This is a genomic window from Vicinamibacterales bacterium (assembly GCA_036496585.1).
GTDB lineage: Bacteria > Acidobacteriota > Vicinamibacteria > Vicinamibacterales > 2-12-FULL-66-21 > JAICSD01.
On record DASXLB010000006.1, the window covers coordinates 21,124 to 42,864 of the forward strand.

A 21,741-nucleotide genomic window follows, 5' to 3' on the forward strand; every position below is an offset into this window, starting at 1 on the left:
ATTCGAAGGACACGAAGGAACGTGCCGAAAGTACAGTCGATTCCCAATGCGCCGTCAGCCGGACGCGGTCGTCGCGGGCGGAGCGTCCGCGTGTCGACGGCGCTCGCCGAGATCAACGTCGTGCCGCTGGTCGACGTGATGCTCGTGCTGCTCATCATCTTCATGGTGGCGGCGCCGATGATGACGCAGGGCATGCAGGTCAACCTGCCGCAGGCGCGCAAGGCGAGCAACCCGACGATCCAGAAGCCGCTCTACGTCACGATTCCCGCCGACTTCGGCCGGAACAACAAAGTGCAGATCGCCGACGAGGCGCCGTTCAGCGCCGACGTCCTGGCCGAGCGGATGCGCCAGGCGCTCCTCACCCGCGACGACAAGTCGGTGTTCATTCGCGCCGACCAGGGGGTGACCATGCAGCAGTTCATGAGCGTCACCGACAAGCTCAAGGACGCCGGCGTTGAGAAGGTCGCGATTGCCACGCGGAGCGCGGGGAGTAAGCAGTAGGCGTGTGCCAGACATGAGCAGGTACCAGTTGTCAGTCAGCCGTTCACCGTTCGCGAGTCCGCCGTGGATGCCGTCACGGAAATCCTGATCGATCGTTCGCACCAGGCCGATCGCCTGTCGCAGCTGGTTGTCGTGTCGCTGCTTGCGCACGCGCTGCTCCTCGGCGCGGTCGCGGTGTCGGGCCGTCTCTGGCCCGACTCGGGTCCGGCGAGGGACGAGCACGTGATGACGATCTCGCTCGCCGGCGGCGAAGGGCCGATTCAGGGGCACAATCCCGCGTCCGCCAAACCGGTGCAGCAGGCCGCGCCGGACACGGCCAAGCCGAAGGAACAGGCGCCGCCCATGCTCACCCGGCCCGAGATGGTCGAACCCGTTCCGGCGAAACGCCCCGAGCCCAAGTCGGTGACCACGCCGGAACCGCGGAAAGAGACGCCGCAACTGCATAGCCGCACGCCGACGCAGGGGCCGGAGGTCCGTCAGGGGACGGCCCGGACCGAGACCGGTCAGACGACGCCGATCCCGTTTGGCGGACTGGCCACCGGGGGCAACGGCGTCGGCGGCGTGCGCACCGACACCTCCGACTTCTGCTGCCCCGACTACCTGACCACGATGCAGCGCCTGGTGTATGCGAACTGGCGGCCGAACCAGGGCACGCCCGGCAAGAATTCCTTTCGATTCGTCGTGCAGCGCGACGGTACGATCACCGATATCAAGGCCGATCAGAGCGCCGGCGCGTTCCTTGATCTGGCCTCGCAGCGCGCGCTCGAACAGACGCGGCGGCTGCCGCCGCTGCCGGCGCCGTATCGCGGCGATCGGTTGACGGTGATCCTCGACTTCACGTATCGATAACTCAGCGACGGGAGAGGCATGACCAAGACTTTCATCACGTGCGCCGCGTTCGCCTCGCTGGCGAGCCTGGCGGCGCCCGTTCAGCAGGCGCCGGCGGTCCCGCCGCCTGGCGCACAGGAGCCGAACCAGACCGTCCGCCTCGGCGTCGAAGGGGGCGGTCCGCCGAAACTGGCAATCGCCCCGTTCGTGGCGATGTCGCAGGACGCCGAAACCGTCGCCGCCGCGAAGACGATCGGCGACGTGCTCTTCGACGACATCGACTACGAGCGCGAGTTCTATCTGATCAAGAAGGACATGGTCGCCACGGCCGGACCGGTGACGTCGATCGACAACGTCAATCTCGCGCCGTGGAAGGAGCTCACGCCGGACGGCCTCGTGGTCGGCAGCGTCCGCAAGGACGGCACCGGCGCCGTCGTCCAGGTGAAGCTGATCCAGGTCTCGACGGGGCGGATGCTCTTCGGCAAGGAGTACAGCGGCCCCATCGCCAACCCGCGCCGCTACGCACACACGATTTCCGACGAGCTGCACAAGCAGCAGGTCGGCATCGACGGCGTCGCGCGGACGCGACTCACCTTTTCGTCCGACCGCGACAAGGAGCGTGCGAAGTCTGGCGTCGCCAACCGCGACGTGCAGGAGATCTACATCGCCGACTACGACGGCGCCAATCCCCGCCGGGTGACGAACACGACGACCCTGAACATCACGCCGGTCTGGTCGCCAGACAGCCAGGCGATCGCCTACACCAGCTATCGCCCGTCGGGAGAATTCGGGACCTATCAGGACATCATCGTCTCCTACATCCAGACCGGCGAGCGGGCAACGCCGGCCGCCGGCAGCCCGCAGCGCCAGAACTACCTGCCGATTTATTCGCCCGACGGATCGCGGATCGCGTTCACGACCAACCGCGACGGCAACCCCGAAATCTACGTGATGAACCGCGACGGCAGCAACCTGCGCCGGATGACCAATAATCCCGCCATCGACGTGACGCCGACCTGGTCGCCGAGCGGCGATCAGCTGGCGTGGGTGTCAGATCGCACCGGCGCGCCGCACATCTACGTCATGAACGCGGACGGCACCGGCGTGCGTCAGCTGATCAGCGAGTATTGCGACCGGCCGACCTGGTCGTCGGGACAGTTCAACGAGATCGCCTACGCGGCGCGGACCGGGCCCGGCTACGACGTCAAGGTCTACAACGTCGCGACCGGCGAGACGAAGAAGCTGACCGACGGCATCGGTAGCAACGAGAGCCCGGCGTTCTCCCCCAACGGACGGCACATCGCGTTCACGTCGACGCGAAACGGTAAGATCCAGATCTACACGATCGATCGTACGGGCGAGAACCTGAGGCAGATCACGCGCGAGGGCAACAACAAGTTCCCGAACTGGAGCCGGTAGCCGACAGGTGGCATCCGACATCGACGTCCGCCGGGGCGGTCTCGCGACCGTACTCGGAAGTTCGCGGTTCGCACAGCAGACGGAGTAGACAGAGACCGATGACCAACAAGCGCACTGCCGCCATCGTCGTGCTGGCGCTGGCCGTGTTTGCCGGCGCCTGCCACAACCCCAAGCCTCCGGTGGCGCGGCCGCTGCCGCCCTCGACATCGGGCTCGACGGCGGCGCCGCCGGCGCAGCCAGAACCGCCGCGGCCGACCGCCGACACCACGCCAGTTCCCAAGGAGCCGCCGATCTCGGAGGATCCCATCGGCGGCGCCGATCTCGACACGATCAACAAGAACTCGCCGTTCCAGCCGGTGTTCTACCTGCTCGACAGCTACGACGTCGATGCCGCCGGCCAGCAGGCGCTCACCGCCAACGCGACGATCCTGAAGAAGTACCCCAGCTGGGTCATCACGATCGAAGGCCACTGCGACGAGCGCGGCACAGCCGAGTACAATCTGGCGCTCGGCGAGAAGCGGGCCTTGTCGGCCAAGACCTATCTGGTGTCGCTGGGCATTCCGGCGGATCGCCTGCGGACAGTCAGCTACGGCAAGGAATTCCCCTTCGACCCTGGACATGACGAGAACGCCTGGTTGAAGAACCGCCGCGCCCACTTCGTTGTGACGAGCAAGTAGCCATGAAGAAGACCACCCTGCTGCTATTGGCCGGCGTGATGCTGATGCCGCGCCCCGCGTCGGCCGGCCCGAGCAAGGAATACCTGCAGCTGCTTGCGGAAATGCGCATGCTCGAGGAGCAGAATGCGCAGATGCAGCAGCTCTTCGGATCGCTGCAGGATGCGCTCAAGGCGGTCTCGGCCAAGCTGGATGATCAGGTCTCGTCGAACCGCAAGGCGACGGCCGATCAGACGCTGGCCATTACCAACATGGGCGATACGGTGCGCGTGCTGCGCGAGAAGGCCGACGACACCAACGTCCGGATCTCGACGGTGTCGCAGGAAATCCAGGCGCTGCGCCAGGCGCTCGCCTCGCAACCGCCGCAGGGTGCCTCCTCGACCCAGCTGCCGCTGTCAGGAACAGCTCCCGGCGCCGGCGACACGACCGGCGCGTCGATGCCATCAGCCGTGGCCGCCACGCCGGTGCCGATCGGGATTTCACCGCAGCGCGCCTTCGATTCGGCGTTCGACGATTTCTCGTCGGGCCGCTACGACACCGCGATCCAGGGATTCCAGCTGTTCATCCAGACGTTCCCGACGCTGCCGCAGGCCGCGATCGCGCAGTTCAACATCGGCGCGTCGTACTACAACCAGGGGAAGTGGAACGAAGCACGCGACGCCTTCACGCAGGTGACGCAGAAGTACCCGCAGGATGCCGAGACCAACGCGCAGGCCTATTTCAAGCTCGGGCAGACCTACGAACAGTTGAAGCAGCCCGACCTGGCCAAGAAGGCGTACGAGACAGTCGCCCAGAAGTTTCCGACCAGCTTCCAGGCAGCGCAGGCAAACCAGGCGCTGCTCCGGCTGAACCGGAAGTAGGGCCCGAGTCCCCGGCTCGGCATCCCGACGAACGGCACTCGCCGGGCCTCCCCATCAGGAAGGCCCGGCGCTCGGAGTCGATATATTTTGCCGTGGCGACTAGAACGGGATGTCGTCGTCGGACAGGTCGGCGATCGGCTCGCCCATCGGCTCGTGATCGCCACCGGGCGCACCCGATGCACGCTGCGGCTGGCGGGCGCCTCCGGCCCCGGCTCCGGCTCCGGCGCCCCCACCGCCCCCGCCGAGGAGCGTGATCCGGTCGGCTCGGATTTCGGTCGTGTATTTTTCGTGGCCGTCTTTGTCCTGCCACTTGCGGGTCTGCAGCCGTCCTTCGACGAAGATCTGCTTGCCCTTGGTCAGGTACTCGGACAGCGATTCGGCGGACTTTCCCCACAGGACGATCCGATGCCACTCGGTTTTTTCCTGCTTCTGGCCCGACGTCTTGTCGTTCCAGACTTCGGTGGTCGCCAGGTTCAGGGTCGCAACCGGCGCGCCGCCGGGCGTGTACCGCAGCTCCGCGTCGCGCCCGAGATTGCCGACCAGGATCACTTTATTCACGCTTCCCATGCTTCGTCCTCTCTGCCTCTGGTGTGCACCGCGCGTCAGCGCGCCAATCGGCGCGGCCGGCTAGGTCTTGCGTCCGTAGCGGTCTTCCAACCGCACGACGTCGTGCAGCTCCGGCGTGGACACCTCGAAGATATCGCAGTCGGTGATCGCCGTCATCCGGTGAACCGTCTTGGGCGTCACGTGGACCGCCTCCCCTGGCGCCATCTCGCGCCTGGTGAGCGCGTGCGCGGGCGTCCACGCCTCGCCGTCGGCGAGCGGCCGCGCCGCGATCTCGAACAGCATACGGCCCGACGAGAGGAAGATCGTTTCGTCCTTCTCGTTGTGATACTGCAGGCTTAGCGCGTGGCCGGCACTGACGTGAATGAGCTTGCCGACGTAGCGGCCGGTCTTGGCCCAGTGCAGCTCGTAGCCCCACGGCTTCTCCACTTTCGTCACTTCGTTCACTCTCGCTCCTCCGCGTGACAGACCAGGTCAGTTTAATCCGAGGGCGTCGCCCTCGGGTTCTCCTGCACGCCTGCTCGCGCGCAACCTCGCCGGGAAAATCCCGGCGTCTACCTCTTCACCGTGGCCATCGACTCGGCAAGCACCGCTTCGACGTCGGCGGCCGTGGCGGCCTTGAGCGCGCGGCCGGCCAGCCGGACGGTGTCGGCCACGCGGAGGCCGCGGACGACCTGCTTGGCCATCGGAATCGCTGCCGCCGTCATGCTGAATTCGCGCAGGCCGAGCCCGATGAGGAGCGGCAGCAGCGCCGGGTCGGCCGCCATCTCGCCGCAGACCGAGACGGGGACGCCCCGCCGGGCGGCGCCCTTGGCCACCTGGCGCAGCACGCGCAGGATCGCCGGATGCAGCGGCTCGTACATCCGCGACACGCGGTCGTCGGTGCGGTCGACGGCCAGCGTGTACTGGATCAGATCGTTGGTGCCGATGCTGACGAAGTCGGCTTCGGCAGCCAGCAGATCGATCGTCAGCGCCGCCGAGGGCACCTCGATCATGACGCCCAGGGGTAGGTGCGGCACGCTCGTGCCGCGCGACCGCAGCGTCTCGGCCGCCTGCACGACCGCGGCGCGCGCGGCGCGCAGTTCCTCGACGCCGGTCACGAACGGGAACATCACGCGCAGCGGACCGTGCGCGGCGGCACGCAGCAGCGCGCGCAGCTGTGTCTGGAACACGTCGTCAAACGCGAGGCTCAGCCGCAGGCCGCGCAGTCCCAGCGGCGCGCGCGCCGTCTCGCCGGCCGCCGACAGCCCGAGCTGCGATTCGCTCACGTCGAAGGTGCGGACGGTGACCCGGCCGCCGGCCATCGCCTCAATCAGCCGGCGATAGACCCGGTATTGCGCGTCCTCGTCGAGGCCGGCGGCGAGCGCCCCGGCGAGCAGGAACTCGGAGCGGTAGAGCCCGATGCCTTCGGCGCCGCGCTCGCGCGCGCGGGTCGCCTCTTCGGGGAGCTCGACGTTCGCCTCGATGCGGATGACGGTGCCGTCGGCGGTGACCGCCGGCAGCGCCGCGTACTCGTCGAGCGATCGCTCGTCGGCGCGGCGCTTGCGGGAGCGCGCCTCGAGATCGGCGAGCACGTCCGCCGGGGGATCGACGAGCACGACGCCCGACGATCCGTCGACTGCGACGATCGCTCCAGGCGGCACCACGCCGCTCGCGTGGCGCAGGCCGGCCACCGCCGGCACGTGGATCGATCGCGCCAGGATTGCGGCGTGATAGGTCCAGCTGCCCGCGTCGGTGACGAGCGCGGCGAGCCGATCGAGATCGAGCTGGGCGATGAGCGACGGGCTCAACTCGTCGGCGATCAGGACCAGCGGCCCCTCGACGTCGCGGAACAGCTCGAGTGCGCTGCCGTTCGAGGTCAGGTTCATGACCAGCCGCCCGACCACGTCGGCCACGTCCCCCTTGCGTTCGCGCAGATAGGGATCGTCGATGCGGTCGAAGAGCGCCGACACTTCTTCGAGGGCGCGCTGCAGGGCGGATTCGGCATTGAGCCGATCCTGCCGCACGATCGCGGCGGCGCGATCGACCAGCATCGGATCGTCGAGCATGAGCAGCTGCGCGTCGAAGAGGTAGGCGTGCTCGCTGCCTGCGGCGGTGGCGATCCTGTTCTGGATCTGCTGGATCTGGATCCGCGACTGCGCGCGCGCCGCGTCGAGCCGCGCCAGTTCGCTGCCGACCCGCCGTTCGGCGACGCGGAAGCGCAGGGTCGGAATCGCGCGGCTGACCACGAGCGCGCGGCCGATGCCGATTCCCGGAGACACGCCGAGGCCGGTCAGCTTCACGCCGGCCCGCCCTGCGCCCCGTCCAAGGGCACGTCGTCGAATCCGCGCTCGACGAGCGCGCAGAGCGCGGCGATCGCGTCGGCCTCGTCCGGGCCGTCCGCCGAGATGCGGATGGCGCTCCCCTGCGCCGCGGCCAGCAGCAGCAGCCCCATGATGCTCTTGCCGTCGACCTCGCGGTCGCCGCGCGCGACCCGGATGTGCGAGGCGAAGCCGCCCGCGGTGTGCACGAACTTCGCCGCGGCCCTCGCGTGCAATCCGAGCGCGTTCGAGATCGACAGCTGGCACGTCTGCATTACGTCTTCTCGCCGCGAATCAGGTCCGACGCAACCCAGATGGCGTTGCGCCCCTGCTCGCGGATGTCGCGGGCGAGGGTCAGCAGATCCGTGTCCTTCAGCGGCCGCGCCAGCTTCATCAGCATCGCCAGGTTCAGGCCGGTAATCACTTCGACCTTGTCGGTGTCGAGGAAGGTGACGCCGAGATTCGCGGGCGTGCCGCCGAACATGTCGGTGAGTACGAGAACGCCGGCCGGGCCGCCGGCGGCCGACGCCTTCTCACGCACGCGCTCGATCGCCTTGCCGATCTCGTTGCGCGCCTGGTCGACGTCGTCGTGCCAGCCGATCGATACGGCGGCGAAGTGCGGCAGATCGCCGACGATCATCTCCGCCGCGTTCAGCAGCTCCGCCGCGAGCTGGCCGTGGGTGACGACGACGACTCCGACGCGCATGGTCGGAGTCAAGCGGGGGGAGTTCCTGTCGGTGCCAAAGGTGCTAACGGCGCCAAAGGTGCAAAAGGTGCCGGTGCGAAGGGTGCCAGGGGTGCCAAGGGTGCTGGTGCCAAGGGTGCGAACACAGAGAAGGAGCCTTCTGACGTCAAGGCAGCCGACGTCGCCGGCGGTGTCAACACTGCCTCGCCCGCGAGCTGGACTCTGCGCCGAGGCGCGCTCGATCCGATCAGCACGCTCTCTCCTGCGCCGTCCGCCCGCTTCGCACCCTCTGCACCAGCACTCTTCGCACCCTCTGCAGCAGCACCCTTCGCACCAGCACCCTTCGCACCCTTCGCACCAGCACCCTTCGCACCCTGAGCACCTTTCGCACCAGCACCCTTAGCACCTTTGGCACCCTTAGCACCCTTGGCACCGACAGCGGAGCCTCTATTCGATCGCAATATCCCTATGCCTGACCCTGCTCTGAACTCCCTTGAGCCCGCTCAGCCCCTTCTTGATCGCCTCCGCCACCATCACCGACCTGTGGCGTCCGCCCGTGCAGCCGATCCCGACCGTCAGATACGACTTTCCTTCCGCGACGTACTGCGGGATCAGGAACCGCAACAGGTTCAGCGTGTGCTCGAGGAACTCGTGCGTCGCCGACGACTTGTCGAGAAACAGCCGGACCTCCCGGTCGCGTCCGGTGTGCGGGCGCAGCGCGGGGACGAAATGCGGGTTGGGCAGGAAGCGGACGTCGAAGAGCAGATCCGAATCGACCGGAATGCCGTGCTTGAACCCAAAGCTGAGCACCGTCACGACCAGTTGCGCGCCTGGCGAGCGGCCGGTCTCGACGTTGCGGAACGCGTGCCGCAGCTCGTGCACCGTCATCGCGGAGGTGTCGACCACGTGATCGGCGAGACGGCGCAGCGGCTTCATCCGCTCCCGTTCCTCGCGGATCCCTTCGATCGCCGACCGATCGGGGGCCAGCGGGTGCGGCCGGCGCGTCTCGCTGAACCGGCGCACCAGCACTGCGTCCTGGGCGTCGAGAAAAATGAGCACCGGATTCAGGAGGCGCATGCCGCGGAGCCGCCGCAGCACTTTCGGCAGTTCGTCGAGCATCTTCCCCTCCCGCGCATCGACAACCACGGCGGCGCGTCCGATGTCGCTGCCAGCGCGCAGCGTCAGCTCGGCGAGCATCGGCAGCAGCCCGACTGGCAGGTTGTCGACGCAGAAGTAGCCGAGATCCTCGAGTGCGCGGATCGCCTGCGACTTGCCCGACCCGGACAGCCCGGTCAGGACCACGAACCGCGAAGCAACTGCCGTGCGGGCGGCGCGGCGCGCCGCGTGTCTCCGTTCCTTCACCTGCACCACCGTCGCACTAGATGTCCTCTCCGAAATCGATGTCGACGTGTTCGCGGGCGCGCGCCAGCTCTGCGTCGAGCCTGTCGGTCAGCCGCCGCGCCGAGTTCAACCCGCCGTTGCGCAGCAACTGGTTCCGCGCCGCCACTTCCACCAGGATCGCGAGATTCCGCCCGGGCGCGACGGGCATCCGGATCATCGGGACGCGGATGCCGAGCGTCTCGTAGTGCGCCTCGTCGAGCCCGAGCCGATCGTATTCGCGGGCCGGATCCCAGCGTTCGAGCTGGACGACCAGTTCGATGCGCTTCGAGCTCCGCGTCGAGGCGACGCCGAACAGGTCCTGCACGTTGATCAGCCCGAGGCCGCGGATTTCCATGTGATGGCGCGTCAGCTCCGGGCAGCTGCCGATCAGGAAGGATTCCGCCCGCGCCCGCAGCTCGACGGCGTCGTCGGCGACGAGGCGATGGCCGCGGACGACGAGATCGAGCGCGCACTCGCTCTTGCCGATGCCGCTCTCCCCCACGATCAGCGCGCCGAGGCCGAGGATGTCCATCAGCACGCCGTGCACGACGGCGCGCGCTGCCAGATACGCATCGAGCGCGGCCGACAGCCGCGCCATGACGATCGGCGTGGCCCCGCGCGAGCGCAACAGCGGCAGTCCGACGCGGTCCGCCTCGGCGGCGAGCTCCGGCGGCGGCGCGAACCCCGCGGTGACGACCAGGCAGGGAATGTCGTGCGCGAACACACGGCCGACGACGTCCATGCGCTCCGCAGACGAGAGCGACTCGAGGAAGCGGATCTCGCTCTCGCCAAGGACGAGCACGCGTCCCTCGCGCAGGTACTGATCGAACCCCGAGAGGGCGAGACCGGTCTTCTGGGGATGAGGATTGGTGATGCGGCGGTCGGCGCCGCTGCCGCCGGCCACCAGCTCCAGGCCGGCGCCGCTCGTTTCGGCAAGGTCGCGGAGGACGGTGGCGACAGAAACGCCGATCATGCCCGATTGCCGACTGCGGAGTGCCGGTTCACGACGCTCGACTCACTCTGGGTCGATGAGCGCGAAATTCCCATCCTTGCGGCGGTAAAGGATGGTGACGCGGTCGCTGTCGGCGTCGCGGAACACCACGAACGCCTCGCTGCCGCTGTCGAGGCGCAGGACGGCGTCGTCGATCGACATCGGCTTGATCGGGTAGCGTCCGCGAACGATTCGAGGACCTGCGACGGCGTCGGCGCGGGCCGGTGCATCGCTCCGCTCGGCGCGGGCGCTGCGGTGACGGCCGTCGGTCCACTTCGACTTGAGCTTCTTCGCCTGCTGTTCGACCTTCTGCTGCGCCTGCCGGACGGCGAGCGGCCAGGTGTTGCCCCGCCCGACGCCGGTCAGCCGGTGATCGCCGCGCGCGTGCAGGAGGATCTCCACGATGTGGCGGTACTTCTCTTTGGTCAGGGTGACGGTGGCCGACACCGCGCGATCGTTGAGGATCCGTTCCAGCTTGGCGAGCGCCTGATCGACGAGCCGCCGCAGCGGCGGCGTGACCTCGACATGTCGCCCGGTGATGTTGTCTACGCGCATGAGGGCGGCCAGTCGCCAGCGTCCGGCTAGTACAGCACCTTACGCTGGTTGGAGGTGGGGATCTTGAGCTCTTCGCGGTACTTGGCGATGGTGCGGCGGGCCAGCATCAGCCCTTCCTTCTGCAGGATGCTGACGATCTTCGAGTCGCTGAGCGGCTTGCGCGGGTCTTCGTTCTCGATGATCTTGCGGATCCGCTGCTTGATCGTCACCGACGACACGCTGTCGCCGTACGAGCTGCTGATGCCGCTGTGGAAGAAGTACTTCAGTTCGAACACGCCCTGCGGCGTGTGCATGTACTTGTTGTTGACGACGCGGCTGACGGTCGACTCGTGCATGCCGATGTCGTTGGCCACGTCGCGCAGCACCAGCGGCCGCAGGTATTCGATGCCGTGATCGAGGAACTCGCGCTGGAAGTTGATGATGCTGTTGGCGACCTTCTGGATCGTCTTCTGCCGCTGGTCGACCGACTTGATCAGCCACAGCGCCGAGCGGAACTTGTCCTTGACGTAGGCGCGCGTCTCATCGTTCGCCTGGGCGCTGCCGCCGTTCTTGTCGAGCAGCCGCCGGTAGGTCGGGCTGATGCGCAGCTGCGGCAGCCCTTCCTCGTTGAGCATCGCGACGTACTGGTCCTCCAGCTTGACCACGTAGACGTCGGGGATGACGTACTGCGACTGCTGGGGGTTGTAGCGGCTGCCCGGCTTCGGATCGAGGTTGCGGATGATCTCGATGTGCTCTTTGAGATCTTCGATCTGCAGCGCCATGCGCCGCGCGATCTCCGGCACCTGGTGGTTCTGCAGCAGCTTCAGGTGCTCGGTGACGATCTTTTCGGTCGCCGTCCCCTCGAGGCCGAGGAACTTCAGCTGCAGCCAGAGGCACTCCTGCAGGTCGCGCGCCGCCACCCCGTGCGGGTCGAAGCCCTGCACATGCTGCAGCACGCGCTCGACATCCGAGACCGCCCAGTCCCCCATCGCGGCGATCTCCTCGACCGACGCGACCAGGTAGCCGTCGTCATCGAGGTTGCCGATGATCGCCGTGCCGATGTCGCGCACCCGATCGCCAAGGTCGTTCAGCTTGTCGTTCTCCGCTTCCATCGACAGCTGCCACATCAGGTGATCCGACAGCGAACCGGTCGACGACAGCGTGTTCTCGATGGGCGGGAGTTCTTTGACCTCGGAAGGGGTCCGCGACCGGTAGCCGTCGTCGAGATAGTCGCCGAAGAAGTACTCGTAGTCGGCGTCGTCCCACTGGTCGGTCTTCTCCGCCGAGGGCTTCTCGGCGTCGGCTTTCTCGTTCTGCGCCTGCTGCTCGGCCGGCTGCAACTCCTCGGTCGGTACTTCTTCGAGGAGAGGGTTCTCGACCATTTCCTGGTTGAGCAGGTCGGCCAGCTCCAGCGTCGACATCGGCAGCAGCTTGATCGCCTGCTGGAGCGACGGCGTAAGGATGAGCTTCTGGACGAGTTTGGTATGAAGCTTCTGCGAGATCGCCATTTGCGTTTGCCGGACTGACAGTCCGGCCTACTTGATTCTAGTCCAACCGGAAGTCGGCTCCGAGGTAAATGCGCTTCACATCTTCGTCGTCGGCAAGGCTTTGCGGCGTTCCGCTCTTGAAAATCACCCCGTCGTGGACGATGTAGGCCCGATCGGTGATCTTCAGCGTTTCGCGCACGTTATGGTCGGTGATGAGGACCCCGATTCCCCGGTCCCGCAGGTGCGCGATGATCTTCTGGATGTCGGTGACCGCGATCGGGTCGATGCCGGCGAACGGCTCGTCCAGCAGCATGAACTTGGGAGACATGACGAGGGCCCGGGTGATTTCGGCCCGCCGGCGCTCGCCACCCGAGAGTGTGTAGGCCGGCGACTTGGCGAGCGGCGTCAGCCCCAGCTCCGCCAGCAGCTCCCTCAGTCGGGCCCGGCGCTCCGAGCCGCTGAGCCTGAGCGTTTCCAGGATGGCCATGATGTTCTGCTCGACCGTCAGCCCCCGGAAGATCGACGCCTCCTGCGGCAGGTAGCCGATGCCCTTGCGGGCCCGGATATACATCGGGTCGTCGGTGACGTCGGCGCCGTCGAGCAGCACGCGGCCGGTGTCCGGCGCCGTCAGGCCGACGACCATCGAGAACGTGGTCGTCTTGCCGGCGCCGTTGGCGCCAAGCAGCCCGACGACCTCGCCGGACTCGATCTCGATGTTGACGCCGCGGACGACCGTCCGGCCGCCGTAGGACTTCGTCAGTTCACGCGTGTGCAGCGTCGGCATTCAGGATTCATCATTGTGCCTGCGTCATTCGTCATTCAGGTCAGGATTGTTCGGCGGTTTGTCCGGCCCGGTGCCGCATGCCACTTTCTCGCTCTTCTGGCCGAACGTGCCGTTGCCCGTGGCGCTGCCGGTCGACTGGTCCCCGCGGAACTGCACGGTCGGCGCCTTGGTGAGCTTGCAGTTGGGCGCCGCGTCGTCGTAGACCAACGCCGGCACGCCGATCATCGTATACAGCTCGTCCTTCGCCGCATAGGACAGGTGGCGCCCGAACGAGCGCCGGTTGATCTGCTTCAACACCACGGTGCCCTCGGCCTCGGCCCGTTCGAGGTCGCCCCCCTCCTCGGCGAAATACAGGTCCAGCTTCTCGGACGTGAGATCGCGGTCGGGACCGTTCATGTGGACGCCGCGGGTGTAGGTGGCCAGGTGCTTGTCGTCGACATAGACCATCTCTTCGGCCTTGGTGATGGTCGGCGTCTGCTTGTCGTCCTTGCTCGACGGCTTCGCATCGGGCTGGCCGGCTGATTTCATGAACGTGGTGGTCACGACGCTGCCGATGGCGTGCAGGTTGCCGGTCCTGTCGTCGAGGACGATGGTGTCGGCGAGGATCGTCGAGCCGTCGTCCCCGTCCTGCCAGAGACGTCCGCCGCCCTCGTAGGTGGCGAGCGAGGAGGCGCTGTCGTAATCGAGGCGGTTCGACTTCACGTAGACCGGACGGTCCGGCTTGAGCATCGACGGCACCTTCACGGTGTCGTCGTTCGATTTGCCCTGCTGCTGGATCACCACGCTGCGTACGTTGGTGTCAGCCTTGATCTTCTGCGCCGACAAGGCCATCTGGATGTGGGCCGCATCCGTCGACATGCGGCCGTCGGTCACGTGCGGCCCTTTGCCGCCATCGCCAGTGCCCGGGCTCAGGTCGAGACGGTCCCGCGCGATGTCGTAGACGGCGGTTGGCGCGTCGGCCGTCGTAGTGGCGCCGTCGGTGAAGCGCACGTTGGTATGGAAGTCGGCGCGCTCGAGATCGCCGAAGCCCGGCTTGGTCTGGATCTCGAGCTTGTCCGATTTCGCGGTGCGTTCGATCGCCGTCAGCTTGCCTTTGGCGTCGCGATGCTCGCGGAAATCAACGCCGCCGCCGAAGGTCGCGTTGCGGATCCCCCCCGGCTGCCCGCCGGCCGGCGGCGCGCCGGTGGCGATCAGGATCGTCGATCGGATCTTGCGCGCTGGAGTCTCGCCGTCGGCCGGCAGATCGACGACGACGTTCTCGGTCGCGTTGAGATTGGTCACCGTCTCCCCGTCGGGTGCCAGCCCGACGTCGATGTTCTTGGCGGCAATCTGCTTGCCCGGCTTGCCCGGATCGCCGGGCAGCCGCACGGCGGCGTTCTCGACCAGATGTGCCGACTGCAGCGTGCGGCCGTCGGCGGCGTAGGCGATGTCGATGTCCTTGGCGCGCATCTCCTGCGGGCCGCTCGTACCGGGCTTGCTCGTGATGCGCGAGTTGCTGCGAAGCTCCATGCGCGTCGCGCGCTTGTCGTCTTGGGTCAGGTAGGTGGTCGCCTCGTCGGCGTCCATCAGGTGTCCTTCGCCGTCGAGGTGCGCGCTGCCGATGAACTTCATGTAGTGTTCCTGGCGCGCCATGCCGGCCTGCGTCGAGGTCACGTGCATCGCGCCGCTCCCTTTCTCGTCTGGCGCGACGTCGATTTTCGCGTCCTTGAGAATCCACAGCACGGCGCGGTCCTGATCGTAGCTGCCGCCGACGCCGCTGCCGGTCATCCGCTCCTTGCTGAAGGTGAGCGGCCCGGGGATGGTCGTGGTGTGGGTGGCGCCGTCGTAGCTGGCGGTCGCCGCCTGCACGGTGACGCCGTCGCTGGTCGTCATCTTCGTGCCGCCTTTGAAGATCCCCGTCTTGAGCGGCTGGCCAGGCGGCTGCACGACGTCGGCTTCCTGCGCCTCGATGAGCACCGAGCGGCCGTTGCGATCGGGGATGCTGACCCGGATGCCGCCGCCGAATCGCGATCGGCCGTCCTCGTAATAGACCTGGTTGCCGAACTGAATGGAGAAATCCGGCTTGCCGTTGCGGATCGTGGTGAATTCCCCCTTGCCGGTGGTCTGCACGGCCGCCTTCGGATCGAGCGTCTTGATCGGGGCCGGCCCCGCGGCCCGCTGATGCGGGCGCCGCAGCGACACGACAAGCCATCCGGCGTAGGCCAGCACGAACGCGGCTATCGCCCACCGCAGGATCTTCTGCCAGCGCATGGTCTACGTCGCTCGGGTCGGCGCCGAGCGCTCCGGAAGTGCCTCTATTGTACGTCGTCCAGTCGCTTGAAATCGGCGACCGACAGCTCGAGATAGGTCTCGCCCTGATACTCGTTCTGCTCGAGCGAGAACGCCAGGTTGACGCCGGCGCGGTGCTCGGTGAGGAACGCGGCGCGTTCGGCGGCGCGCCACGCGATCGCGCGGAAGCTGCGGCCGTCCTGCCGGAACGTCATCTTGAGATGGCGATCCTTGATCGGCCGCGGGCCGTCGACGATCTCGACCGGCATCGCATGGAAGACCGGACGCGGGTTGGCGAGGCCGAACGGCGCCATCGCGTTCAGCCCGTCGACCAGCGCGGGCGTGATGTGTCTGAGGTTGAGCGTGCCGTCGATGCGCAGCCGCGGCCGCAGGTGATCCGGCTCGAGGACATGGTCGGCGTGGGCGTTGATCCGCGCGCGGAACTCGGGTACCCGCGCCGCATCCATCGTCAGACCCGCGGCCTGGCGGTGACCGCCGAAGCGGTGAAAGAGATCGGCGCACCGCTCGAGCGCGTCGAGCATGTCGAACGCGGGAATGCTGCGGCAGGAGCCGTGCGCGACGCCGCCCTCGACCGACAGGACGATCGCCGGCTTGTGGTACTGATCGACGAGCTTCGACGCGGCGATGCCGATGACGCCGCGATGCCAGCCGTCGCCGCCGACGACCAGCACGTTGTGCGCGCCGATGGCCGGATCGGTCTCGATCGCCTTCTTGGCCTGCGTGACGAGCTCCGCTTCCTCGGTCTGCCGCCGCAGGTTCTCGTCGTTGAGCTGTTGCGCGAGCGCGCGCGCTTCCTCGATCATCGATTCGTCGTTGGCGAGGAGGAGGCGGGTGGCGATGTCGGGCGTGCTCATCCGGCCCGCCGCGTTGACCCGCGGCGCCAGGATGAAGCCGACCTGATAACTGTCGATGCGCTTGCCCGTCAGCCCTGACGCCTCGAGCAGCGCGCGCAGGCCAACCGTGTGACGCCCGGTGCTGAGCGATCCGAGCCCGAGCTTGGCGATGACGCGGTTCTCGCCGACCAGCGGGACGACGTCGGCCAGCGTGCCGATCGCGGCGATCTTGACGAACGCCGGCAGCCACTTCGCCCGATCGGCGCGGCCGCACAGCGCCTGGACGAGCTTCAGCGCGACCCCGACGCCGGCGAGGTTCTTGTCCGGATAGCGGCAGTCGGCGCGCTTGGGATTGATCACGGCCAGCGCCGGCGGCAGCGTGCCTTCCGGCTCGTGATGATCGGTGATGATCAGATCCACGCCGAGCTCGCGGGCGCGCGCCGTCGCCTCGGTGGCGCGGATGCCGCAATCGACGGAGATCACCAGTTGGACCCCCTCGGCGTGGAGGCGATCGATGGCGGCCGGCTGCAGGCCATAGCCGTCGCGCAGCCGCTCGGGGATGAAGTGGACGACTTCCCCGCCGAGCATCTCGAGCGCGCGGCGCAGGATGACGGTGGAGGTGATGCCGTCGACGTCGTAGTCGCCGTGGATGGCGATGCGTTCCTTGTTCGCCAGCGCCCGTTCGATGCGCTCGACGGCCTTCAGCATGTCGGCGAGCAGAAAGGGATCGTGCAGGTGATCGAGGGTCGGAGACAGAAAGCGGCCGGCGGCGTCGGGATCGCCGAGGCCGCGCAGGCACAGCAGCCGCGCCACCGTCGGGTGGAGGTTCAGCGCCGCGGCGAGCCGTTCGGTGGCGGCGTCATCGCACGGCAGGTGGTCCCACAGGATCGATTTCATTCAGCGGTCGGCTGCGACGGCCCAGGCGTCCCGGCGGCGGACGCGGCTGGATCCTCCAGCCCGACGTCTCCCATGCGGCGGAACTTCTGGTAGCGGGCCTCGAGACGCTCGGGCACGCCGAGCTCCGACAGCTCGTCGAGCGAGGCCGCCAGCGCCTGATCGACGAGCGCGGTTGCCGCGTCGTAGTCGTTGTGGGCCCCCCCCTGCGGCTCCGGGATGATCGCGTCGACGAGCCCGAGCGCCACGAGATCCGGCGCGGTGATCTTCAGCGCGGTCGCGGCCTCGACCTTCCGGTTGGCGTCGCGCCACAGGATGGCGGCGCAGCCCTCGGGCGGGATGACGCTGTAGACCGAGAATTCCTGCATCAGCAGGCGATCGCCGACGGCGATCCCGAGTGCGCCGCCGCTGCCGCCCTCGCCGCAGACGATCACGACGATCGGCACCTCGATCAGCATCATCTCGCGCAGGTTGACGGCGATGGCTTCGGCCACGCCGCGCTCCTCGGACTCGATGCCCGGGTAGGCGGCCGGCGTGTCGATGAACACCACGATCGGCCGCGAGAACTTCTCGGCGAGGCGCATCACGCGCAGCGCCTTGCGGTAGCCCTCCGGCCGCGCGTAGCCGAAGTTGCGGAAGATCTTCTGCTTGGTGTCGCGCCCTTTCTGGTGGCCGACGACCGCGACCGGCCGCCCGCGGTGCTCGGCAAGCCCGGCGACGATCGCATGATCGTCGGCGAAGCGGCGATCGCCGTGCAGTTCGTCGAAGTTGGTGAACAGCCGCTCGATGTAGTCGAGCGTATTGGGCCGGTTGGGATGCCGCGCCACCAGGACGCGCTGCCACGGCGTCAGATTCCTGAACAGCTCGCCCCGGATCTCGTCCGCGCGCCGCCGCAGCGAGTCGATCGATTTCTCACGCTCCGCCGTCTTGGGAAGCATGCTGAGCGCTTCGATCTCCTTCAGCAGCACTCCCACCGGCTCTTCGAATTCCAGCAGTTCAGGCATTCGTCCTACCCCGCCGAACCCGAAGGTCCGGGCTGTCCGCTTCCATGCCGGACCTGCAGGCCCGGCCACCGCGTAATCCCGTCGACGCCGAGTGCCCGACCCGCACGACCGCCGCCCGGCGCTTCGGACCTGGCGTCAACGCAACTCTATCGTGCCCGCGCCGCATAGCCGTTCGACTTCCTCGACCAGCTTTTCCGAAGGCCTCACCCGTTGCGCGACGTCGGCGTGGACGCGCAGCGCCGGGTGGCCATTCCGCTTGGTGTCGAGCTCGAGGCAGACGCGGCGATCCCCGCGGTGGCGCGACAGCAGCTCGGCCAGCGCTTCGAGCACCCCCCGGGACGGCGCCCGCAGGTGGATGACCACCTCCCGCGTCGTCCGCTCCTTCAGCATCGAGATGGGCTGCAGTTCGCTGGCGACGAGGCGGGCGGATTCGTCGTCGCGCTCGTACTTGCCGCGCACCAGGAGCATGGCGTCAGCGACCACCAGGTGGCCGTGCTTGCCGAAGGCCTCGGGAAAGACCACCACTTCGACGCCGCCGGCGATGTCGTCGGCCATGAATACCGCCATGCGATCGCCCTTCTTGGTCTTGAGCGGACGCAGGCCGCTGACGATGCCGGCGATCCAGACGTCGGCGAGCGACTGCGTCAGATCACCGAGGCGCTGGGCGCCGAACGTCTTCAGCTCGTCGCTGAAGCGCTCGAGCGGATGGCCGGACATGTAGAGGCCGAGCGCCTCTTTCTCGAACGCCAGCTGCTGCGCGTCGTTCCACGCCGCCGCCTCGGGCAGCGGAATCGCCGCGTCGCCCCCCTCCTCGTCGCCGCCGAAGAGCGAGACGTGGCCGTCCTGACGATCGCGCTGGCGGCGGCTGCCGTGCTCGACGGCCTTGTCGACCGCGGCGAAGAGCCGCGCCCGGCGCTGGGCGATCGATCCGGCGGCGAGATCGTCGAAGGCGCCGGCCTTGACCAGGCTCTCGAGCGGCCGCTTGTTGACGAGCCGCTGGTCGACCTGTTCGCACAGTGTGAACAGGGACTCGATTCTGCCCTTCTCCGCGCGCACCGCCAGCATCGAGAGGATCGCGCCCTCGCCGACGTTCTTGACGGCGCACAGGCCGAAGCGGACGGGCGGGTTCGCCGAGAACGGGCTCCCGCCCTGTGCCGAGGCGCTCACGCCCTGCCCGACGGAGGCCGTGGCGTCGCTTCCTGCAGTGCCGGTCATCACGCCGGCCTGTCCTCGCTCGACGGTGAACGCGAGCTGGCTGGTGTTGATGTCGGGCGGCAGGATCGGGATACCCAGGTCGCGGCACTCGCCGAGATACATCGCCAGCTTGTCGGTGTTGGCCGCTTCGATGGTGAGCAGCGCCGACATGAAATGCGACGGGTAGTTCGCCTTCAGGTAGGCGGTCTGGTAGGCGACCCACGCGTAGGTCGTCGAGTGCGACTTGTTGAAGCCGTAGCCGGCGAAGAACTCCATCAGGTCGAAAATCTTCCTGGCCTTCTTCTCGTTGACGCCGTTCTTCAGCGCCCCTTCCATGAAGGCCTCGCGCTGCTTGGCCATGACCTTGGGATCCTTCTTGCCCATGGCCTTGCGCAGCACGTCCGACTGTCCCATCGTGAAGCCGGCCAGCACCGCGGCGATGCGCATGACCTGCTCCTGGTAGGCGATGACGCCGTAGGTGTCGGAGAGAATCGGCTCGAGCTGCTTCAGCTCGTACTTGACCTCGGTCTTTCCCTGCTTGCGCGAGATGAAGTCGTCGACCATCCCCGACTTGAGCGGGCCTGGACGATAGAGCGCGTTGAGCGCGATCAGATCGTCGAGGCGCTCCGGCTTCGCCTTGCGCAGCAGCTCGCGCATGCCCGAGCTTTCGAACTGGAACACGCCGTAGGTCTGCCCGTCCGAGAAGAGCTTGTAGGTCTTGCCGTCGCTGAGCGGGATCGCGTCGATGTCGAGATCGACGCCTTCGGTCCGCTTGATCTCCGCCAGGCAGTCCTGGATCAGCGTCAGCGTGCTGAGGCCGAGAAAGTCCATCTTGAGGAGGCCGACGCGCTCGACCTCCTTCATCGCCCACTGCGTGACGATTTCGTCCTTCTGCGATTTGTAGAGGGGAACGAACTCGGTCAGCGGCCGCGGCGCGATGACGACGCCGGCGGCGTGCACCGAAGCGTGGCGGGTCATCCCCTCGAGGCGCTGCGCGACGCTGATCAGCTCCTTGACCCGCTCGTCCTTCTCGACCATCTCCTTGAGCGGCGGGCTCTCTTCGAGGGCCTTGGCCAGCGTCATGTCGAGCGCCGGCGGGACCGCCTTCGCCACCTTGTCGGCGTCGGCGTAGGGGATGTCCATGACGCGCGCCACGTCGCGGACGACCGCGCGCGCCTTCATCGTCCCGAACGTGATGATCTGCGCGACCTGTTCGCGCCCGTACTTGCGCGTCACGTACTCGATGACCTCGCCGCGCCGCCGCTCGCAGAAGTCGATGTCGATGTCGGGCAGCGAGACGCGCTCCGGGTTGAGGAAGCGCTCGAAGATCAGGTCGTACTCGATCGGGTCGACGTCGGTGATGCGCAGGCAGTAGGCGACGAAGCTGCCGGCTGCGGAGCCGCGGCCGGGGCCAACCGGGATCCCCTGCTCGCGCGCATAGCGGATGAAGTCCCAGACGATACAGAAGTATCCGGGGTACTTCATCTTCTTGATCATCTCGATCTCGTACGAGAGCCGCCGCTCGTACTCGTCGATGGTGTGGGTCAGCCGTCCCTGCGTCGCCAGGTCCCTGAGCCGCGCCAGCCGCATCTCGAACCCCTGCCGGACGATGTGCTCGAAGTACTCGTCGAGCGTGAAACCGTCCGGGACCTCGAAGTTCGGAAGGTAGTTCTCCTTGAACGAGAGATCGACGTGGCAGCGCGCGGCGATCTCCACCGTCCGCCGCATCGCGTCGAGATGGTCCGGGAAGACGCGCGCCATTTCCTCGGCGGTCTTCAGGAAGAACTGGTCGCCGTGATACTTCAGGCGGTCGGTGTCGTTGACCGTCTTGCCGGTGCCGATGCAGAGCAGGATGTCGTGCGGCTTGTAGTCGGAGTTCTTGAGATAGTGGACATCGTTGGTGACGACCAGATCGATGCCGAGGTCGCGCGCGATCGGCTGCAGGCCGGTGTTGACGATCTGCTGCTCGTCGATGCCCTGATACTGCATCTCCAGGAAGAAGTTGTCGCGCCCCAGAATGTCGCGATAGGCGGCCGCGGCGGCGATCGCCTTGTGCTGCTGCTCGGTGCGGATGCCGGTCGCGACCTCCCCCTTGAGGCAGCTGCTCAGGCCGATCAGCCCCTTCGCGTGCTGCGCCAGCAGCGCCTTGTCGATGCGCGGCTTGTAGTAGAAGCCCTCCGTGTAGCCCGACGAGACCAGCTTGATCAGGTTGTGATACCCCTCGTTGGTCTCGGCCAGGAGCACCAGATGGTTGGCGGTCTCGCCCGGCGACCCGCTCTTGGTGCGGCGGTCGCCCGGCGCGACGTAGACTTCGCACCCGAGGATCGGGTTGATGCCGCGCTTGCGCGCCTGGTCGTGGAAGACCACCGACGAGAACATGTTCCCGTGCTCGGTGATCGCCATCGCCGGCATCTTGAGCTCGACCGCCTTGTCGAGCAGTTCCTCGATCCGGCAGGCGCCGTCGAGCAGCGAGTACTCGGAGTGCAGATGGAGGTGAACGAATTCGGCCGCCATCGTCAA

The 21,741-nt window shown here is 67.4% G+C and carries 19 protein-coding genes; 5 read left to right on the forward strand and 14 right to left on the reverse strand.

What is annotated here, in order from left to right:
- Positions 1 to 21: 21 nt before the first annotated feature.
- The 5 genes from VGI12_02155 to VGI12_02175 all read left to right on the forward strand — a co-directional run bounded on the left by VGI12_02155 (position 22) and on the right by VGI12_02175 (position 4,282).
- Positions 22 to 501 carry an ExbD/TolR family protein gene (locus tag VGI12_02155; protein HEY2431446.1) on the forward strand — a complete coding sequence of 160 codons (480 nt, stop codon included), beginning with the start codon at positions 22 to 24 and terminating at the stop codon, positions 499 to 501.
- Positions 502 to 564: 63 nt separating this feature from the next.
- Positions 565 to 1,350 carry a TonB C-terminal domain-containing protein gene (locus VGI12_02160; GenBank protein HEY2431447.1) on the forward strand — a complete coding sequence of 262 codons (786 nt, stop codon included), beginning with the start codon at positions 565 to 567 and terminating at the stop codon, positions 1,348 to 1,350.
- Positions 1,351 to 1,368: 18 nt separating this feature from the next.
- Complete coding sequence (locus VGI12_02165; protein ID HEY2431448.1) at positions 1,369 to 2,748, forward strand: DPP IV N-terminal domain-containing protein; 1,380 nt, start codon at positions 1,369 to 1,371, stop codon at positions 2,746 to 2,748.
- 98 nt (positions 2,749 to 2,846) lie between these two features.
- Positions 2,847 to 3,425, forward strand: a complete 579-nt coding sequence (pal, locus tag VGI12_02170) for a peptidoglycan-associated lipoprotein Pal (protein ID HEY2431449.1) — start codon at positions 2,847 to 2,849, stop codon at positions 3,423 to 3,425.
- 2 nt (positions 3,426 to 3,427) lie between these two features.
- Entirely contained in the window at positions 3,428 to 4,282 is an 855-nt protein-coding gene (locus VGI12_02175) for a tetratricopeptide repeat protein (protein ID HEY2431450.1), read from the forward strand.
- A 99-nt stretch (positions 4,283 to 4,381) separates the two neighbouring features.
- On the opposite strand, the gene VGI12_02180 is transcribed toward VGI12_02175, so the two are convergent.
- The 14 genes from VGI12_02180 to dnaE form a co-directional block, all read right to left on the reverse strand.
- The gene (locus VGI12_02180; GenBank protein HEY2431451.1) at positions 4,382 to 4,849 is read right to left on the reverse strand and encodes a single-stranded DNA-binding protein; all 468 of its coding nucleotides are present in this window, start codon (positions 4,847 to 4,849) and stop codon (positions 4,382 to 4,384) included.
- Between the two features lie 60 nt (positions 4,850 to 4,909).
- The gene (locus VGI12_02185; protein HEY2431452.1) at positions 4,910 to 5,293 is read right to left on the reverse strand and encodes a hypothetical protein; all 384 of its coding nucleotides are present in this window, start codon (positions 5,291 to 5,293) and stop codon (positions 4,910 to 4,912) included.
- Between the two features lie 107 nt (positions 5,294 to 5,400).
- Positions 5,401 to 7,128 (reverse strand): phosphoenolpyruvate--protein phosphotransferase, encoded by a 1,728-nt coding sequence (gene ptsP / locus VGI12_02190; GenBank protein ID HEY2431453.1) that lies wholly within the window; start codon positions 7,126 to 7,128, stop codon positions 5,401 to 5,403.
- Positions 7,125 to 7,421, reverse strand: coding sequence for an HPr family phosphocarrier protein (locus VGI12_02195; GenBank protein ID HEY2431454.1), 297 nt, complete (start codon positions 7,419 to 7,421; stop codon positions 7,125 to 7,127). The genes ptsP and VGI12_02195 overlap by 4 nt, the downstream gene beginning before the upstream one ends.
- A complete protein-coding gene (locus VGI12_02200) occupies positions 7,421 to 7,852 on the reverse strand; it encodes a PTS sugar transporter subunit IIA (GenBank protein HEY2431455.1) in 432 nt (143 codons plus the stop codon). The genes VGI12_02195 and VGI12_02200 overlap by 1 nt, the downstream gene beginning before the upstream one ends.
- A gap of 426 nt (positions 7,853 to 8,278) precedes the next feature.
- Positions 8,279 to 9,193: an RNase adapter RapZ gene (rapZ, locus tag VGI12_02205; GenBank protein HEY2431456.1), complete on the reverse strand. Its 915-nt coding sequence runs from the start codon at positions 9,191 to 9,193 to the stop codon at positions 8,279 to 8,281.
- Positions 9,194 to 9,209: 16 nt separating this feature from the next.
- Positions 9,210 to 10,184: an HPr(Ser) kinase/phosphatase gene (gene hprK / locus VGI12_02210; GenBank protein HEY2431457.1), complete on the reverse strand. Its 975-nt coding sequence runs from the start codon at positions 10,182 to 10,184 to the stop codon at positions 9,210 to 9,212.
- Between the two features lie 42 nt (positions 10,185 to 10,226).
- Positions 10,227 to 10,757, reverse strand: a complete 531-nt coding sequence (locus tag VGI12_02215; GenBank protein HEY2431458.1) for an HPF/RaiA family ribosome-associated protein — start codon at positions 10,755 to 10,757, stop codon at positions 10,227 to 10,229.
- Between the two features lie 26 nt (positions 10,758 to 10,783).
- Complete coding sequence (gene rpoN / locus VGI12_02220) at positions 10,784 to 12,244, reverse strand: RNA polymerase factor sigma-54 (protein ID HEY2431459.1); 1,461 nt, start codon at positions 12,242 to 12,244, stop codon at positions 10,784 to 10,786.
- Positions 12,245 to 12,281: 37 nt separating this feature from the next.
- Positions 12,282 to 13,007 (reverse strand): LPS export ABC transporter ATP-binding protein, encoded by a 726-nt coding sequence (lptB, locus tag VGI12_02225; protein ID HEY2431460.1) that lies wholly within the window; start codon positions 13,005 to 13,007, stop codon positions 12,282 to 12,284.
- Positions 13,008 to 13,031: 24 nt separating this feature from the next.
- Positions 13,032 to 15,257 carry a hypothetical protein gene (locus VGI12_02230; protein ID HEY2431461.1) on the reverse strand — a complete coding sequence of 742 codons (2,226 nt, stop codon included), beginning with the start codon at positions 15,255 to 15,257 and terminating at the stop codon, positions 13,032 to 13,034.
- Between the two features lie 44 nt (positions 15,258 to 15,301).
- On the reverse strand, positions 15,302 to 17,026 hold the full coding sequence (gene recJ / locus VGI12_02235) for a single-stranded-DNA-specific exonuclease RecJ (GenBank protein HEY2431462.1): 1,725 nt from the start codon (positions 17,024 to 17,026) through the stop codon (positions 15,302 to 15,304).
- Positions 17,023 to 18,027 carry an acetyl-CoA carboxylase carboxyltransferase subunit alpha gene (locus VGI12_02240; protein HEY2431463.1) on the reverse strand — a complete coding sequence of 335 codons (1,005 nt, stop codon included), beginning with the start codon at positions 18,025 to 18,027 and terminating at the stop codon, positions 17,023 to 17,025. The genes recJ and VGI12_02240 overlap by 4 nt, the downstream gene beginning before the upstream one ends.
- Positions 18,028 to 18,162: 135 nt before the next feature.
- Positions 18,163 to 21,735, reverse strand: a complete 3,573-nt coding sequence (gene dnaE / locus VGI12_02245; protein ID HEY2431464.1) for a DNA polymerase III subunit alpha — start codon at positions 21,733 to 21,735, stop codon at positions 18,163 to 18,165.
- Positions 21,736 to 21,741: the final 6 nt, after the last annotated feature.